The organism is Sulfitobacter mediterraneus (assembly GCF_016801775.1).
In the GTDB taxonomy this organism is placed as follows: Bacteria; Pseudomonadota; Alphaproteobacteria; order Rhodobacterales; family Rhodobacteraceae; genus Sulfitobacter; species Sulfitobacter mediterraneus_A.
Window position 1 is genome coordinate 3,019,144 of the sequence record NZ_CP069004.1, and the last position, 15,209, is coordinate 3,034,352.

General features: G+C 58.8%; 17 protein-coding genes. 6 read left to right on the forward strand and 11 right to left on the reverse strand.

Annotation, left to right across the window (positions count from 1 at the left end):
* Window positions 1–40: 40 nt before the first annotated feature.
* Window positions 41–1,468, reverse strand: a complete 1,428-nt coding sequence (locus JNX03_RS14925; RefSeq protein WP_203209803.1) for an aldehyde dehydrogenase family protein — start codon at window positions 1,466–1,468, stop codon at window positions 41–43.
* Between the two features lie 162 nt (window positions 1,469–1,630).
* Here JNX03_RS14925 and JNX03_RS14930 point away from each other — a divergent pair, with 162 nt between their 5' ends.
* Window positions 1,631–2,284: a peroxiredoxin gene (locus JNX03_RS14930; protein WP_203209804.1), complete on the forward strand. Its 654-nt coding sequence runs from the start codon at window positions 1,631–1,633 to the stop codon at window positions 2,282–2,284.
* Window positions 2,285–2,286: 2 nt separating this feature from the next.
* On the opposite strand, the gene JNX03_RS14935 is transcribed toward JNX03_RS14930, so the two are convergent.
* From JNX03_RS14935 to rbfA, 8 genes are all read right to left on the reverse strand, one after another.
* Window positions 2,287–3,078, reverse strand: coding sequence for an FkbM family methyltransferase (locus JNX03_RS14935; RefSeq protein WP_203209805.1), 792 nt, complete (start codon window positions 3,076–3,078; stop codon window positions 2,287–2,289).
* 162 nt (window positions 3,079–3,240) lie between these two features.
* Window positions 3,241–5,376 (reverse strand): polyribonucleotide nucleotidyltransferase, encoded by a 2,136-nt coding sequence (pnp, locus tag JNX03_RS14940; protein WP_203209806.1) that lies wholly within the window; start codon window positions 5,374–5,376, stop codon window positions 3,241–3,243.
* A 349-nt stretch (window positions 5,377–5,725) separates the two neighbouring features.
* The gene (rpsO, locus tag JNX03_RS14945; protein ID WP_037906963.1) at window positions 5,726–5,995 is read right to left on the reverse strand and encodes a 30S ribosomal protein S15; all 270 of its coding nucleotides are present in this window, start codon (window positions 5,993–5,995) and stop codon (window positions 5,726–5,728) included.
* A 201-nt stretch (window positions 5,996–6,196) separates the two neighbouring features.
* The gene (locus tag JNX03_RS14950) at window positions 6,197–6,652 is read right to left on the reverse strand and encodes a hypothetical protein (RefSeq protein WP_203209807.1); all 456 of its coding nucleotides are present in this window, start codon (window positions 6,650–6,652) and stop codon (window positions 6,197–6,199) included.
* A 104-nt stretch (window positions 6,653–6,756) separates the two neighbouring features.
* Complete coding sequence (locus JNX03_RS14955) at window positions 6,757–7,263, reverse strand: DUF1643 domain-containing protein (RefSeq protein WP_203209808.1); 507 nt, start codon at window positions 7,261–7,263, stop codon at window positions 6,757–6,759.
* Between the two features lie 7 nt (window positions 7,264–7,270).
* On the reverse strand, window positions 7,271–8,176 hold the full coding sequence (gene truB / locus JNX03_RS14960) for a tRNA pseudouridine(55) synthase TruB (protein WP_203209809.1): 906 nt from the start codon (window positions 8,174–8,176) through the stop codon (window positions 7,271–7,273).
* A 95-nt stretch (window positions 8,177–8,271) separates the two neighbouring features.
* Window positions 8,272–9,009: a phosphodiester glycosidase family protein gene (locus JNX03_RS14965; RefSeq protein WP_203209810.1), complete on the reverse strand. Its 738-nt coding sequence runs from the start codon at window positions 9,007–9,009 to the stop codon at window positions 8,272–8,274.
* A complete protein-coding gene (gene rbfA / locus JNX03_RS14970) occupies window positions 9,006–9,422 on the reverse strand; it encodes a 30S ribosome-binding factor RbfA (RefSeq protein WP_203209811.1) in 417 nt (138 codons plus the stop codon). The genes JNX03_RS14965 and rbfA overlap by 4 nt, the downstream gene beginning before the upstream one ends.
* Before the next feature lie 87 nt (window positions 9,423–9,509).
* Here rbfA and dapB point away from each other — a divergent pair, with 87 nt between their 5' ends.
* The 3 genes from dapB to JNX03_RS14985 all read left to right on the forward strand — a co-directional run bounded on the left by dapB (window position 9,510) and on the right by JNX03_RS14985 (window position 10,950).
* The gene (gene dapB, locus JNX03_RS14975) at window positions 9,510–10,334 is read left to right on the forward strand and encodes a 4-hydroxy-tetrahydrodipicolinate reductase (protein WP_203209812.1); all 825 of its coding nucleotides are present in this window, start codon (window positions 9,510–9,512) and stop codon (window positions 10,332–10,334) included.
* Complete coding sequence (locus JNX03_RS14980) at window positions 10,318–10,491, forward strand: hypothetical protein (protein WP_203209813.1); 174 nt, start codon at window positions 10,318–10,320, stop codon at window positions 10,489–10,491. The genes dapB and JNX03_RS14980 overlap by 17 nt, the downstream gene beginning before the upstream one ends.
* A 102-nt stretch (window positions 10,492–10,593) precedes the next feature.
* Window positions 10,594–10,950: a dihydrodipicolinate reductase gene (locus JNX03_RS14985; RefSeq protein ID WP_203209814.1), complete on the forward strand. Its 357-nt coding sequence runs from the start codon at window positions 10,594–10,596 to the stop codon at window positions 10,948–10,950.
* 16 nt (window positions 10,951–10,966) lie between these two features.
* Here the strand turns inward: JNX03_RS14985 and JNX03_RS14990 are convergent, their stop codons facing one another.
* Window positions 10,967–11,170: a DUF1674 domain-containing protein gene (locus JNX03_RS14990; RefSeq protein ID WP_203209815.1), complete on the reverse strand. Its 204-nt coding sequence runs from the start codon at window positions 11,168–11,170 to the stop codon at window positions 10,967–10,969.
* A gap of 86 nt (window positions 11,171–11,256) precedes the next feature.
* Here JNX03_RS14990 and JNX03_RS14995 point away from each other — a divergent pair, with 86 nt between their 5' ends.
* Complete coding sequence (locus tag JNX03_RS14995; protein ID WP_203209816.1) at window positions 11,257–12,531, forward strand: RsmB/NOP family class I SAM-dependent RNA methyltransferase; 1,275 nt, start codon at window positions 11,257–11,259, stop codon at window positions 12,529–12,531.
* Here the strand turns inward: JNX03_RS14995 and JNX03_RS15000 are convergent, their stop codons facing one another.
* Entirely contained in the window at window positions 12,532–13,338 is an 807-nt protein-coding gene (locus JNX03_RS15000; protein ID WP_238936703.1) for a phosphate/phosphite/phosphonate ABC transporter substrate-binding protein, read from the reverse strand.
* Window positions 13,339–13,459: 121 nt separating this feature from the next.
* Here JNX03_RS15000 and JNX03_RS15005 point away from each other — a divergent pair, with 121 nt between their 5' ends.
* The gene (locus JNX03_RS15005; protein ID WP_203209817.1) at window positions 13,460–15,208 is read left to right on the forward strand and encodes a heparinase II/III family protein; all 1,749 of its coding nucleotides are present in this window, start codon (window positions 13,460–13,462) and stop codon (window positions 15,206–15,208) included.
* Window position 15,209: the final 1 nt, after the last annotated feature.

Sequence of the window (15,209 nt, forward strand, 5' to 3'; positions counted from 1 at the left end):
GCCCGAAGGCAGCCCCAGATCATGCGCCAAGGATGGCGATCTATTCAGCGGCCCAACCGGACACCGCCTTGATTTCAAGGAATTCCTCAAGGCCAAACACACCGCCCTCACGGCCGTTGCCGGATTGTTTGTACCCGCCAAAGGGTGAGCCCATGGCAAAGCCCTGACCATTTGTTTCCACCATGCCAGAGCGCAACCGACGCGCCACGCGGCGGCGTTTCTCGGTGTCTTCGGTCTGGATGTAGTTGGTCAAGCCATAAGGCGTATCATTGGCAATCGCGATGGCTTCCTCTTCGGTCTCAAAGGGGATGATCGACAAAACCGGGCCAAAGACCTCTTCCTGCGCGATGGTCATGTCGTTTGTGACATCGGCAAAAACGGTTGGCTTTACGTAGTAGCCGCGGTTCAATCCATCAGGACGGCCCAACCCGCCTGCCACGAGACGCGCCTCCGACATCCCCTTTTCAATCAGACCCTGGATCTTGTTGAATTGCGCTTCGGACACGACAGGGCCAATGTGCTTACCCTCTTCGGAGGCCGGGCCGACATGCGTGTTGTTGGCCACGTCTGCCGCCATTTCCACAGCCTCGTCATATCGCGATTTGTGCACCAGCATCCGCGTTGGCGCGTTACAGGACTGGCCAGAGTTGCGGAAACAACGGATTGCGCCCGCTTTGGCCGCCTTGGGGTGCGCGTCTTCAAAGATCACATTGGCACCCTTGCCGCCCAGCTCAAGCGATACACGCTTGAGCGTGTCTGCCGCCGCCTTGGAAATCGCGATACCCGCGCGGGTGGAGCCGGTGAAACTGACCATGTCCACCTCTGGATGGCTGGACAGCTGGCTGCCGACACCGGGACCGTCGCCATTGACCAGATTGAACACACCAGCGGGGAAGCCGGCCTCGTGGACAAACTCGGCGAACAGAATGCCAGACAGCGGTGCAATCTCGGACGGTTTCAGGATTACGGTGCAGCCGGTCGCCATCGCCGGAATGGCCTTGAGGATGATCTGGTTCATCGGCCAGTTCCAGGGCGTGATCAGCGCGCAAACGCCAATCGGCTCAAGCAGGGTTTTTTCGGTGGCGGTAAAGTCGCGCTCGAACGAGAAATCCTCAAATGCTTTGAGGAACCCGTCAATGTGCCAGCTGCCTGCACCAACCTGCTGGGCACGGCTCAGGTCAATGGGCGCACCCATTTCCTGCGACATCGCCTGCGCCATCTCTTCCTGGCGGGCGATATAGACTTCCTTGAGCTTTTCGATCAGGCGGGTCCGCTCTTCCTTGGAGGTCTGCGACCAACTGTCGAATGCGGCACGCGCAGCAGCGACAGCCGCGTCGGTGTCCGCTTGCCCGCCCAGAGAGATGACAGCGCATTGTTCTTCGGTGGATGGGTTGATGACGGCATAATCATTGGCGACCGCAGGCGCGACCCACTGGCCGTTGATGTAGAACTCTTTTTTCTCGAGCATGACAGAAATCCTTTGTTTCGTTGATGCAACAGGGTCCGTCCCTGACGAAATCTGCGCCACTTTGTCACTCAGCATGTGGTGCTGCAAGAGAGGGGATGCAACTGGACTTAAGAATAATTACATCATGCATACAGCATTCTGACAATTACCCCGGAGGATACCATGGGTTTGCGCATTAACGACACTATTCCTGATCTTACTGTCGAAACCGATCAAGGCAGCCTTTCTTTGCATGACTGGATCGGTGACAGCTGGGCGATCCTGTTTTCGCACCCCAAAGACTTCACACCCGTTTGCACCACGGAATTCGGTGCGGTGGCACAGCTGGCCGATGAATGGGCCAAGCGCGGCACCAAGGTGATTGGCGTCAGCGTCGATGGCGTTGAGGACCACAAAAAATGGAAGGGCGATATCGAGCAGGTTGCCGGCGCCAAGGCCGGTTTCCCGATCATCGCAGACACCGGCTTGGAAGTGTCCAAAGCCTTCGACATGCTGCCAGCAGAGGCCTATTTGCCCGATGGCCGCACGCCCGCAGACAGCGCCACGGTGCGGTCTGTCTTCATCATTGGACCCGACAAGCAATTGAAGCTTTCGATGACATATCCCATGACCGTTGGTCGCAACTTTGCCGAAGTGCTGCGGGCGCTGGATGGGTTGCAGATGTCCACGGGCAATGGCGTGGCGACACCGGCAAATTGGAATGTTGGCGATGATGTGATCATTCCGCCAACTGTTTCCAATGACGATGCAAAGGCCAAGTTCGGGGAATTTACAACCGTTCTGCCCTACCTGCGCACAACCAAAGCGCCGGGCTGATCCTAGTCGAAGTCGAGTTTGGACTTCGACAACAGCAACAATGGATAGTTGCGCGCGGTGGGCCTGTCTACCGCGCGGAACAGTGCCGCGCGGCCTCGCCGCATGGCGTACATATGGGCATACCCAAGCGCCTGCGCTGCATCCAGCGCCGGGCTGCTGCCATCCTGAACGGAACGGCGGTCCACCTCGATGCCCAAGACCGGACTGTGAACCGACAATGTCTGCGCCGCACCGCGGATCACCTCGGGCTCATGGCCCTCGACATCTATCTTCATAAAGGTGACGCGTTTGCCGTTTAAGGGCAGTTTCATCTCATCCAGCGCCTTGAGCTGTAGCTCGACCTTTTCATCCAGTGGATTTCCGTTCGTAGCACTCGCCCCCGTGCCACCAAGGTTAAAGGCAGGTTGGATGACCTCCAGCACGCGCGACTGGTCCGATAGCCCCACGGGATGAACGGTAATATTGGGCCGCAAAGCCGCGTTGATCCTGAGCAGTTCAAGCGCCTTTTGGTTCGGTTCAAAGGCGTGAACTTGATCAAACACATCGGCAAAGTTTACTGCGTGATTGCCAATATTGGCGCCCACATCCAGACAGATCCCGCCCGGCTCCAATTGCGGAAACACATGCCTTTCCAGCGCCGACAATTCGCGATGCGCAAACCGTCCATCCAAATGGATCTTGGCGGTAATCAGATCAAAGGCGTAGCCGGCCAGCGCAGGACGTCCCGCATCTTGATGCGAACGGACCGCAGAGAGCATCAAATGCTTAAACAAGGCACGGTAGAGAAAGTTCATGGGAAATGAGTAAGGAGCGGGATTCCGCTTGGCAAGTATTAGGTTTGCTGCACAACCGCTGGTTTGTCGGAGCAGTAAATTCAGCAATATCAGATGTTAACAGCAAAAAGCCCCGATGTTTCCACCGGGGCCTTTCCAAAGATTTTCAGAACAAAGAGAGGATCAATCCTCTGCTTTTTCTTCTTTCTTGATCTCTTCGCCGGTTTCCTGATCCACAACCTTCATGGACAGGCGCACCTTGCCGCGATCGTCAAAGCCCAAAAGCTTCACTTTCACTTCCTGGCCTTCCTTAAGAACATCTGAAGGATGATTCAGGCGGCGGTTTTCGATCTGGGACACATGCACCAGGCCGTCGCGCTTGCCAAAGAAGTTCACGAATGCACCGAAGTCGACAATTTTCACAACCGTGCCGGTGTAGACCATGCCTTCTTCTGGCTCTGCCACGATCGAATGGATCATGTCGTAGGCTTTCTTGATGCTGTCACCGTTTGGCGACGCGATCTTGATGATGCCTTCGTCGTTGATGTCGACCTTGGCGCCGGACACTTCAACGATCTCACGGATGACTTTACCGCCCGAACCGATCACTTCACGGATTTTGTCCGTTGGGATCTGCATCGTTTCGATGCGCGGTGCGTGAACAGAGAAATCTGCCGCGCCGGAGATGGCTTTGTTCATCTCACCAAGGATATGGATCCGGCCTTCTTTGGCCTGCGCCAGTGCTTTTTCCATGATCTCTTGCGTGATACCGGCAATCTTGATGTCCATCTGCAAGGACGTGATCCCTGCTTCGGTACCGGCCACTTTAAAGTCCATATCACCGAGGTGATCTTCATCGCCCAGAATGTCGGACAGGATCGCGTAAGACCCGTCTTCTTCGAGGATCAGACCCATCGCAACACCTGCCACAGCAGATTTCAGCGGAACGCCCGCGTCCATCATGGACAAGGAGCCACCGCAGACAGACGCCATGGAGGACGACCCGTTGGATTCGGTGATCTCGGACACAACGCGGATGGTGTAGGGGAAGTCGGTAGCCGCAGGCAGAACCGCCTGAAGCGCACGCCATGCAAGTTTGCCGTGACCGATCTCACGACGGCCGGGAGGGCCCACGCGGCCAACTTCACCCACCGAATAGGGAGGGAAGTTATAATGCAGCAGGAAGTTGGATTTGAAGTTGCCATGCAGCGCGTCGATGAACTGTTCGTCGTCACCGGTGCCCAGCGTGGTCACAACCAGACCCTGAGTTTCGCCGCGTGTGAACAGGGCAGAGCCGTGCGTCCGTGGCAGCAGACCGGTTTGCGAAACGATTTCGCGGATCTCGTCGGTCTTGCGGCCGTCGATACGCTTGCCGGTTTTGACAACGTCACCGCGCAGGATGGAGGCCTCAAGACCTTTCATCGCGGAACCGAGGTTGGCATCTGCCAATTGCTCTTCGCTCAATGCGGCTTTGATCGTTTCACGCGCAGCGGAAACAGCGGCGGTGCGCTCTTGCTTGTCGGCGATTGCAAAAGCGGCGCGCATTTCTTTTTCGCCTGCTTTGGCCACGGCTGCGGACAACTCGGAGTAGTCTACAGGCTGGAAGTCAAACGGCTCTTTCGCGGCATCTTCGGCCAGATCGATGATCAGGTCGATGACAGGTTGAATGCTGTCATGAGCAAATTTCACCGCGCCGAGCATTTCTTCTTCGGTCAGTTCATAGGCTTCGGATTCAACCATCATCACGGCGTCTTTGGTGCCGGCCACAACCAGATCCAAACGCTGATCCGGGTTCAGGCGCAAGTCCTGCATGTCGTCCACGGTTGGGTTCAGGATATATTCACCATCCTCATAACCGACGCGGGCGCCCGCGATTGGGCCCATGAACGGCGCACCAGAGATGGTCAGTGCGGCAGAGGCGGCGATCATTGCAACCATGTCCGGGTCATTGACCAGATCGTGAGACAGAACAGTACACATCACCAGAACTTCGTTTTTGAAGCCGGGGACAAACAGCGGACGGATCGGACGGTCGATCAGGCGGGCTGTCAGAGTTTCTTTCTCGGTGGGGCGTGCCTCACGTTTGAAAAAACCGCCTGGCACTTTGCCGGCGGCGTAATATTTCTCTTGGTAGTGGACGGTCAGCGGGAAAAAGTCCTGTCCGGGCTTTTGCTGTCGTGCATAGGTGACGTTTGCCATCACGCTGGTTTCGCCCAGCGTTGCGATGACGGAACCGTCTGCCTGACGGGCCACTTTACCTGTTTCCAGTGTGAGCGTCTCTTCGCCCCACTGAATGGATTTTGTCGTTACATTAAACATCTACGTTTCCTGTGTTGGCCAATTGGCCTTTGCATAGGGGGCGCATTCCCCCTGACCTCGGTATCTTCTTTGTCAGGCGCTGAGGTCCGGGCGCCGGCTTTCAGATTGCGGGGGCATACAGGTTTTTTGTTGCAATGGAAAGCCTTGTGAATATGCGCAACTCAGGCGGCAACAGCGGCGGGCGGAGGCCAATTTGATTTGCCCGCCCTGCAATTGACGTGATTTGTTTTCTTCAAAGGAAGCCGTCTGGAATTTTCAAAAATGCCGGGGCCGCACCACATTGCGCCCCACAATAAAAAACGCCCGGCAAGAACCGGGCGTTTTCAATAACTCTGAGATGCGGCTGCGCTTAGCGGCGCAGACCCAGACGTTTGATCAGGTCCTGATAACGGGCCTCATCTTTGCCTTTGACATAGTCCAGCAGCTTACGGCGCGTCGCGACCATTTTCAAAAGGCCACGGCGACCGTGGTTGTCTTTCTTGTGGGTCTTGAAGTGCTCTGTCAGCGTGGCAATACGCGAGCTCAGAACGGCAACCTGTACTTCGGGCGAACCTGTGTCGCCTTCTTTGGTGCCAAATTCTTTCATCACGCGTGCTTTTTCTTCGGGCGTAATCGACATCGGGGTCTCCTTCATAGGATAAAGTGAAAAGGAATGGCGCAGGCCGGGATGTCGTCCAGCACAGGCCCATGGAGATACCGCCGACCGATGGGAATCAGCTGGCGATGGGGGCGTATAGGAAATCCGGAGGTGTTTGGCAAAGGGTATCTTTACGGATCGCCGGGTCTGATCCCTTCCAAACGCTTCGGTTCGCGTTGCATATCAATCAGGTGCAAACCCCAAATCCTGTGCCACGCTCAGCGGAACTAGGGCAAGGTCAGCTTCGGCCAAAGGGGCAGGTCCGCCAATTTGCGCCATCATGCGTCTCCCCATCCAAACCTGCAATTGGCCAGGCTGTGCGGTGTCTTCTGCGATGTGGACCTGTGGCTCTCGCGCGTCGGGGGTACGGTCGTCCCAGACCAAGACGAGCGCATCTTGGGCCGGTTCGAAATCATGGATCTGCGCGGCGTGTTCTTGCGCAATCCAGCCGGTTGTTTCCGACCCTTCCGCAGGCGCATCAAGCAGCGTGCCATCCTGCGCAGCGGTCATGTTCGGAACGGTCTTCACATGCTGCGCGAGCGGGGGTTCGACGCTTTCGACCCCGTCTGCGGCATCCACTCCGGCGGGCGCCGCTGCGCCGCCGGTCAACGCACCCACCAATCCAGACATCCCAAACATGTGTTTTCCCATCCGCTCCGCTGGATCAATCACTCTGCCCCTATAGCGGGCAGTTTCGTGGTAGCCTGGGCAAGTTAATACACCTCTAAGGCAGACTGGTTTTCTCAGGTCCAGAGCACGGGTTGCTGCACATATGGCAGATAGAGCGGGTGCTTCGGGTGGCCCGCTTTGGACAATCCCAAATGGAACAGCGGCTTTGGCCCCGCGCGAAGCATATCTGCGACGGCCAAGCCTCGATTTTGATGCGCACCATGCACGCCCCAGGCGGCGATAATTCGATCCGCCCATTCGGCCCCTTCAGACAGGATCTCATCATTCTGTGGGCCTACAGGATCTCTGGCTGCCTTCATGTCGCGCGGGTCTGTGGCCCGCCACGCAAAAATATTGGTCACACGAAACCCGCCAAAGCCCAGCGTCCGCGCCCGTCTTTCACAGCGTTCAACCGTTGGATCGTTCTGCACCTCTGTCGCGGTGGACGGGTTCAACATCACAAACATCACCCGTTCGGCACCTGCGTCCCAAACACGGCTGAGGCTATAGCGATACCTCTCGCAGTCCGAATAGACCGCCGTGGAGGGCGCATCGCCCTTGGTATGGCTTCGGGTGATCAATGAAGGCTTAGGTGTTGAACACGCGAGAAGGGTGCAACTCACCTGATTTGAACCGGCCCACGGCCACTGCCTTGCCCTCATATGAGGCCCAGCATTCGTCGCCGTATTCCACGTCATGCGCGATCACCATGCCGGGATTGCCATTGCGCAATCGCGTGGCCCCTTCGGCGCTGGCTTTGACTTCCGGCAGGTCGCACAGCCCCTCTTCGAGCGGCAGCAAGTGATCGTCCAGCTCGGGCGTGCGGGCCATTTCCTCGATCTGCTCGATGGTCATCCCCTTGGCCGCTTCAAACGGACCGGACCAGATGCGGCGCAGTTCGCGCACATGGCCATAACAGCCCAGAGCTTCGCCCAGATCCCGCGCGATGGACCGGACATAACCGCCCTTGCCGCAGACCATCTCAAGCGTCACATGATCGGGATCGGGACGGTCAATCAGCAACAGGCTTTCCACAAACAAGGGCCGCGCGGCCAGATCCATCTCTTCGCCGTCGCGTGCCCGTTTGTAGGCGCGTTCCCCGTCGATTTTGACCGCTGAAAACTGCGGCGGCACCTGTTCGATATCACCGATAAAACGGCCAAGTGCCTCTTTGATCGCGGCATCATCGGGCCGGATGTCGGAGGTCTTGAGCACTTCACCCTCAGCATCATCGGTATTGGTCGCCGCGCCAAGTGTGACGGTGAACTCGTAAGCCTTGAGCGCATCGGTAATATAAGGAACGGTTTTGGTCGCCTCGCCCAATGCCACGGCCAGAACACCGGTTGCATCCGGATCAAGGGTGCCTGCATGGCCGGCCTTCTTGGCATCCAGCGCCCAACGCACCTTGTTCACCACGGCTGTTGAGGTTGGCCCGGCGGGTTTGTCCACCACCAGCCACCCTGAAATATCCCGGCCTTTGCGTTTACGCGCCATGTTCGTCCCTTATTCACTGTGCGCCTGCGCTATACAGAGAGACGCGGTCCCTGCCCAGAGGGAGGACGAAATAAACAACGCGGCAGCGCGCAGCGTTACTTTGCGTCCTCGACCACGCCGATGATTGGGCCAAGCGGGGTAAATCCAGGGTCATCACGACCCAAATCCGGTGCGCGAATGCGAGAAACATTGCCGTCCAGATAAAGCGCATTTGGCAGTTTCAGATGATCGCGAAACAACCGACCAAACTCATGAAAGGTGACAGTGTTGTCCGAGATTGCAAACACGGCCCTTTTGCCATCCGCGGAGGTGCCAACACCGTTGCGAATGTAGCGTGAGGTGCTGTCCGGCAAAAAGCGTGGATGCAACGCGCCATCAATCACCAACATCGGGCCGGATTGGGTTGCACCATAACACTGCGGGTTCTGGTCTAGGTAGGCGTTGGTCTCAAACACATCGGCGCGGCCTTTGCGCAAACACAAAATACCATTCGGAAGCAGGCCAAAGTTCCCCGGACCCGCAGTTGAAATCACGCCGCGCTGCTGTTCACCTTGTTCAATGTAATGGCCAACGGGCGCGCGATCCTCGTGGTACATGCCCGCATTCATGGCAAAGCCAAGCTGCTTGCCCTGCTGCCGCAATGCTCGGTCAACGCTGCCAAAATGGCCGTAAAGCAAATCATCACTGTCCCATAAAAACAGCCGAAGCTGTTCTTTGGCGGGGGACACCTCGCACAGGGTGTAGGCATTGCCGTCGTAGGTTTCTTTGCGGCACTCCGCCGCCTGCGCCGCAGTGGCGCAAAGCAGCAGCGCAAGAGCCGCCAGCCGGATCATGCCTCGCCGGTATCGTCCGGCGCATCTGCGTCGCGGCGCACGACCTCTTGGTTCAGCATCCGGCGGGTTTCATCCATCTGGTCAAAGGTCTGATCCAGTTGGAACCGCAGGTCCGGCGAGAATTTCAGCGTCAGCTTTTTTGCGACCATACGGCGCAGCTCACCTTTGTTGCGGGCCAGCAATTGCAACACTTCATCCTGTCCCTGACCGCCCAGCGGCAAGACATAGGCTGTCGCGATCTTGAGATCGGGTGAGGTGCGCACCTCACCCACGGTGATCGACATGCGGTTCAGCTCGGGGTCATGCACATCCCCACGCGCCAGCACCTCGGACAAAGCCCGGCGGATGGTTTCGCCCACACGAAGCTGGCGTTGCGATGGGCCGGAGCCCTCATGAAACTTGTTCTTTCCCATGTCCCCCATCTAGTGCCTCCCAATGGCTTTGCCAAGCAGGTGAAGGCAGGCTAAACCCACGTCAAAGCGATGCAGGAGATCAAAGCCATGACCCAGACCACAGGTGTGACCATTACAGGAGCCTCTGGCCGTATGGGCCAAATGTTGATTGCGCAGGTCAATGCCTCGGACAAACATCATCTGGCTGGCGCGGTTGAGCGCAGCGGCCACCCTTGGGTCGGGCAAGATCTGGGCGAGGTCATGGGCGGCGCGGCAACGGGCCTTAAGGTCACGGATGATCCGCTCGAAGCGATCGCCAAATCGCAGGCCATCATTGATTTTACCGCGCCCGCCGCCACGCTGGAGTTCGCCGCATTGGCCGCGCAGGCCCGCGCGGTGCATGTGATCGGCACCACGGGGATGTCAGACGACGAGATCGCGGCGCTGGAACCGGCTTCGCGTCATGCGGTGATCGTACGGGCCGGCAACATGAGCCTTGGCGTGAACTTGTTGACCCAACTGACAAAACGCGTGGCCGCCGCATTGGATGAAGACTACGACATCGAAGTGATTGAGGCCCACCACAACCAAAAGGTCGATGCGCCCTCCGGAACTGCGCTGATGCTGGGCGAAGCTGCCGCAGAAGGGCGTGGTGTGTCGCTCAACGATGTGGCCGACCGTGGACGGGACGGCATCACCGGCGCCCGCAAACCCGGCGATATCGGTTTCACGGCGATTCGCGGCGGCGATATTGTTGGCGAACACGACGTGATGTTCGCCGCAGCAGGGGAACGGATCATCCTTCGCCACGTTGCCTCTGACCGCTCGGTTTTTGCACGCGGGGCGCTCAAGGCCGCGCTTTGGGGGCAGGGCCGTGCGCCGGGGCAATACGATATGCTGGATGTTCTGGGGTTGAATGATCCGGCATCCTGAGAAACGGGTGCTGCTTCTGGCGGTGGTTTTCGTGGCTTTGATCGCCAGCTTTCAACTTGGCCGCAGCTTCGAACGCTGGCGCTATGATGACCTGTGTCTCGACATGGGCGGCGGGCGCAATCCGGGCAATCATCCGATTTGTGTGATTGCCCGTTGAGGGGCAAGGCAAGACCCGCGCGCTGCGGAAAACTTACCAAAAATGAAACCAATCACCTTTTGGAAACGTATCTGTTTCAGAACTTCTTTTCGGAGGTGAGTGATGAAACGTTTTATTGCAATTGGTGCGGCGCTGTTGACGGGCTTGGCGGGTCCGGCCTTTGCCGATTTTCAAAAGGTGACAAGCCGCGCGGAATTTGTGGCGCTTGTGGATGGCAAAACTTTGTCACGACCATTGGTGCGCCTTCAGGTTAGCCCGGATGGCCGGATATCAGGGCGAGGGGCTACCTGGGACATCAGCGGACGCTGGCAGTGGAAGGGCGGTTATCTGTGCCGCAGCCTTGAATGGGGCGGTGATGATCTTGGCTACAATTGTCAGGAAGTGCGTGTGAACGGAGAGCGCATGCGCATCACATCAGATCGCGGAACCGGCGAATCGGCTGAATTCAAGCTGCGCTGATCAGATTGGGCATCGATCAAAAATCGATTGCGATGCCCTTTTTCTCCCAATCGCCGTAGCGCACGGGCTCCGGCCCGTCGCGCCCGCCCAGTTCCGGTGGCAGATCCAGCGCCTCTGCCTGCTTGCGCCGCTCTTCGGCCTCAGCCAAGGCGCGTTGCGCGGCGGGGGGCAGTTGCGCTTTTTGCTCTTCACGGTCGGGGTTCGGCGCGGTCTCTGTCATGCTGTCCTCTTGAGGCATTCTGCGCATTGATATACGTGCCGACATGCCCACGACAACCCAAGACCCCGGATAGACAGGAAACCCCAATGGCAGACACAGGCGTTCAAGCCCGCAGAAGTGCGGTGTATATGCTCGATCAGATACTGGGGGATGAGCCGCGTTTGATGTCCGAACTGCTGGCGGGTGGCGCGCTGGACAAACTGCCCCCCGATGACCGCGCCCGAGCGCAACGCCTTGCTGTAGAAACCCTGCGCGGGTTGGAACGTGCAGACCGGTTGCTGCAAAAACACCTCAACAAACAACCGCCCCTGACCATTCGCAATGTGTTGCGGGTTGGCACCGTCGAGCTGTGTCAGGGCGGTGCTGCGCATGGTGTGGTGAATGCGATGGTCAATCTGGTATCGAGCCATAACAAATTGAGCCACCTCAAAGGCCTCACCAATGCGGTGCTGCGCAAAATTGCAACTGACGGCCCCGAGGCATGGGCCGCACTGCGTGCCCCCCGCCTGCCCAAGTGGCTGCGCGGCCCGTTGATTGAGGCATGGGGGCCAGATGCGATGGCGGCCATGGAGGCGGCGCATTTTGCAGGTGCACCGCTGGATCTGACCGCCAAGGGTGATGCAAAGGCATTGGCTGAACTGGTGGGTGGTACCTTGCTGGCGACGGGCACCGTGCGCGTCGAAAATGCAGGCCAGGTGTCAACAATGCCCGGATTTGCCGAAGGCGAATGGTGGGTCCAAGACGCCGCTGCCGCGATCCCTGTGCGGGTTTTGGCACCCCGAGCCGGCGAAGCCGTGCTGGATCTATGTGCCGCGCCTGGCGGCAAGACCATGCAACTGGCCGCCGCTGGCGCGGAGGTAACGGCGGTCGATTCTTCTGTGCCACGTATGGTGCGGGTCAAAGAAAACCTTGCGCGGGTCGGGCTAAAAGCCAAAACGCTGACCAAAGATGCCCGCGCAGTGAAAGGCAGCTTTGACGCGATTTTGCTGGATGCGCCCTGTTCAGCCACTGGCACAATGCGCCGCCACCCTGATCTGCCCTATGCCAAGGATGGGTCCGAATTTGGCGATCTGATCGAATTGCAGGGAGAGTTGATTGACCACGCTTGGACATTGCTCAAACCCGGCGGTCGTCTGGTGTTTTGTACATGCAGCCTGCTGCCTGATGAGGGTGAAGTGCAGGTGGACGAGGCACTGGAGCGGCACGAGGATATGACCGTGGACCGCGATGCGCTCAAGATTGATGGTGTCTCGGCGGATTGGATCACCACCGAAGGCGGCCTGCGGCTGCGCCCCGATTTCTGGGCGGACAAAGGCGGCATGGACGGGTTCTACATCGCCTGTCTGCGCAAGGCGGTTTGATCAACCTGCGGTTTCTGGGGGATTGGAGATCGCCAGATAGGCGGCTTTGGGAATGTGGGTCAAACCCTTGAGGCAAAGCGCATCGCGATCCGCTTGATCTAGCCCCGCAATCGCCGCCGAGACCGCTTCGTATGTCGCCTGCCGGTCGACACCAGCCGCCGCGATATAGGGCAGGCCGGGGGTCGGAGAGGTTTGGGCCAGAACCCGCAGATCAGCTGCAAAAGCATCGTATTTCTGGATCAGCTGCCACGTCACCACGTCAAGCGCGGCAATATCGGCCCGTCCTTCTGCCACGGCCCGCGCCGAGTTGAGATGACCGTGGCTCTGACTGCGGTTTTCGAACCAGAAGCCGTGCGTTTTGGCCAGGGCAAAGGGCGCGGCATACCCTGATTGCGAAAAGGTTTGATTGTAGGTGAAACGCGCGTCGCGATAGGCGGGCAAGCCTGTCCGATGATCATCCGCCCGCACCACAATCACGCTGTTGTAATAGCCTGCCTCACAGCCTTTTACGCCATAATCCGGCGTGCCGATCAACGTCACCTTGTCATGCAGCCATTTGCGATAGGGCATGCCGCAGGTCTGGCTCAACACCAGATCGTCAGCGGTCCAGACCTCAAATTCATCCCGTGCATTGTCCGGCTTTTCAGGTGCATCAATGCCGCGCTGGGCGAGTTCGGCGCGGATCAAAGTCCAATACCGATCATGAGCCTGAGCGTTTTCGGGGCGCAGATACATCATCAAGCTGGCAATCACGGGCAATCCTCCGGTGGTTTCAAGGCGCAGTTCTAGCGCTGCCAGGCCGATCAAAACAGCCCATTTGCGACCAAACCCGCCGATGCTACCCTTCCGGGGCAAAAAGCGGTGACTCAGCGTCGTGCGCGGGCTATGCTCCCGTCAAACGCCGTCAGAGCGTCAAGGGCAGCGAGATATGTTCAATATGACCAGCTTGAAAGCGCGCAAGGCGCGGTTTCTCAATCGGTGGCACGCCCGCGCGGCGACCCGCACCCGTGCGCAGGTCAAAGGATTCGTATCCTCCCCCGAGCCCCGAACTATCGGTTCTTTTGCCCGCGGGCGGCAGTTGATCGCGGGCAATTTCCTGTTTGCCGGAACTCTGGTGAATGCGCCGGGGCAATCCATGTGGGCGATTGAGCCACCAGATGCGAATTATGCCGCCGAATTGCAGGGGTTTTCCTGGCTCGATGATCTGGCTGCACTGGGGGATCCAGCGGCGCGGTCTGCGGCGCAAGACTGGCTTTGGGGCTGGATCGAAATTTATGGCAAGGGCAAGGGGCCGGGGTGGACACCTGATCTGACGGGCCGCCGTTTGATCCGGTGGATCAACCACGCCCTGTTTGTGCTGCGGGGCCAGGAAACGGCACAAAGCAAGGCGTTCTACCGCTCGCTTGAACAGCAGACACAATTCCTTTCGCGGCGCTGGCGCGGCGCGGCGCCGGGTTTGCCCCGGTTCGAGGCGCTTACTGGTTTGATCTACGCCGGACTTGCCCTTGAAGGGCAAGAGGGGCTGGCCGATCCGGCGGTCAAGGCATTGGCACGCGAGTGCAGCATACAGATCGACGATCAGGGCGGTTTGCCGACCCGCAATCCCGAAGAACTGCTGGCCGTGTTTACCCTGCTGACCTGGGCCGGAGCCGCGCTGCAGGATGTTGGCCGTACTCCGCCGCGTGAACACCTTGCCGCAATTGAACGGATCGCCCCCACCCTGCGCAGCCTGCGCCACGCCGATGGCGGTTTGGCGCGGTTTCACGGCGGTGGGCGCGGTGTCGAGGGATGGCTGGATCATGCGCTGGCGGCCTCCAACGTGCGGGCAACGCAGCCTGAAGGCCTTGCCATGGGCTATGCCCGCCTGTCTGCCGGGCGCACCAGCGTTGTGATCGATGCCGATACCCCGCCAGTGGAGGATGCGTCGGTGAACGCTCATGCATCGACACTGGCATTCGAACTCACCTCTGGCCGCCGTCCCTTGGTGGTGAACTGCGGATCTGGCGCGTCTTTCGGGCTTGAGTGGCGCCGGGCCGGGCGGGCAACGCCGTCGCATTCTGCACTATCGCTTGGCGGCTTCTCCAGTGCCCGCTTGGCCGAACCGGACCGTCATTCTGGTCTGGAAGAACTGATCGACGGGCCGACCCATGTGCCGGTCGAAATCAGCAGCGCCCCGGATGGCCTGCGGTTTCAGGGCGGGCACAACGGCTATGTCAAATCCCATGGGCTGACCCATGCCCGCACACTTGAGCTGACGCTGGACGGGCGCGGCCTTGCGGGAGAAGACATGCTCTTGGCGATGGAAGATGCCGACAAGCGACGCTTTGACGCGGCGCTGGACGCGGGAGAGCTGAAGGGTCTGCGCTTTGACATCCGGTTTCACCTGCATCCGGACGTGGATGCAACGCTAGATCTGGGCGGCGCTGCGGTTTCGATGGCGTTAAAGAGCGGGGAAATCTGGGTTTTCCGCCATGACGGGGCGCATAACCTCTCGCTTGATCCGGGGGTCTATCTGGAGACAACCCGCCTCAAACCCCGCGCGGCACAGCAGATTGTCCTCACCGGTATGGCATTTACCTATGCCACACGCATCAGGTGGTCCTTGTCCAAAGCGCAGGAAACTGCGATTGGCGTGCGTGATTTGTCTATGGACGATCCCTATTCTGATGACGACTGAC

Bases quoted from the DNA above. Each gene is read 5' to 3' on its own strand.
- truB (WP_203209809.1), bottom strand. From the start codon at position 8,176: ATGGCGCGTAAACGCAAAGGCCGGGATATTTCAGGGTGGCTGGTGGTG.
- JNX03_RS14965 (WP_203209810.1), bottom strand. From the start codon at position 9,009: ATGATCCGGCTGGCGGCTCTTGCGCTGCTGCTTTGCGCCACTGCGGCG.
- JNX03_RS14950 (WP_203209807.1), bottom strand. From the start codon at position 6,652: ATGTTTGGGATGTCTGGATTGGTGGGTGCGTTGACCGGCGGCGCAGCG.
- JNX03_RS14985 (WP_203209814.1), top strand. From the start codon at position 10,594: ATGAAACGTTTTATTGCAATTGGTGCGGCGCTGTTGACGGGCTTGGCG.
- rpsO (WP_037906963.1), bottom strand. From the start codon at position 5,995: ATGTCGATTACGCCCGAAGAAAAAGCACGCGTGATGAAAGAATTTGGC.
- JNX03_RS14980 (WP_203209813.1), top strand. From the start codon at position 10,318: ATGATCCGGCATCCTGAGAAACGGGTGCTGCTTCTGGCGGTGGTTTTC.
- JNX03_RS14990 (WP_203209815.1), bottom strand. From the start codon at position 11,170: ATGACAGAGACCGCGCCGAACCCCGACCGTGAAGAGCAAAAAGCGCAA.
- JNX03_RS14925 (WP_203209803.1), bottom strand. From the start codon at position 1,468: ATGCTCGAGAAAAAAGAGTTCTACATCAACGGCCAGTGGGTCGCGCCT.
- dapB (WP_203209812.1), top strand. From the start codon at position 9,510: ATGACCCAGACCACAGGTGTGACCATTACAGGAGCCTCTGGCCGTATG.
- JNX03_RS15005 (WP_203209817.1), top strand. From the start codon at position 13,460: ATGTTCAATATGACCAGCTTGAAAGCGCGCAAGGCGCGGTTTCTCAAT.
- pnp (WP_203209806.1), bottom strand. From the start codon at position 5,376: ATGTTTAATGTAACGACAAAATCCATTCAGTGGGGCGAAGAGACGCTC.
- JNX03_RS14995 (WP_203209816.1), top strand. From the start codon at position 11,257: ATGGCAGACACAGGCGTTCAAGCCCGCAGAAGTGCGGTGTATATGCTC.
- rbfA (WP_203209811.1), bottom strand. From the start codon at position 9,422: ATGGGAAAGAACAAGTTTCATGAGGGCTCCGGCCCATCGCAACGCCAG.
- JNX03_RS14935 (WP_203209805.1), bottom strand. From the start codon at position 3,078: ATGAACTTTCTCTACCGTGCCTTGTTTAAGCATTTGATGCTCTCTGCG.
- JNX03_RS14930 (WP_203209804.1), top strand. From the start codon at position 1,631: ATGGGTTTGCGCATTAACGACACTATTCCTGATCTTACTGTCGAAACC.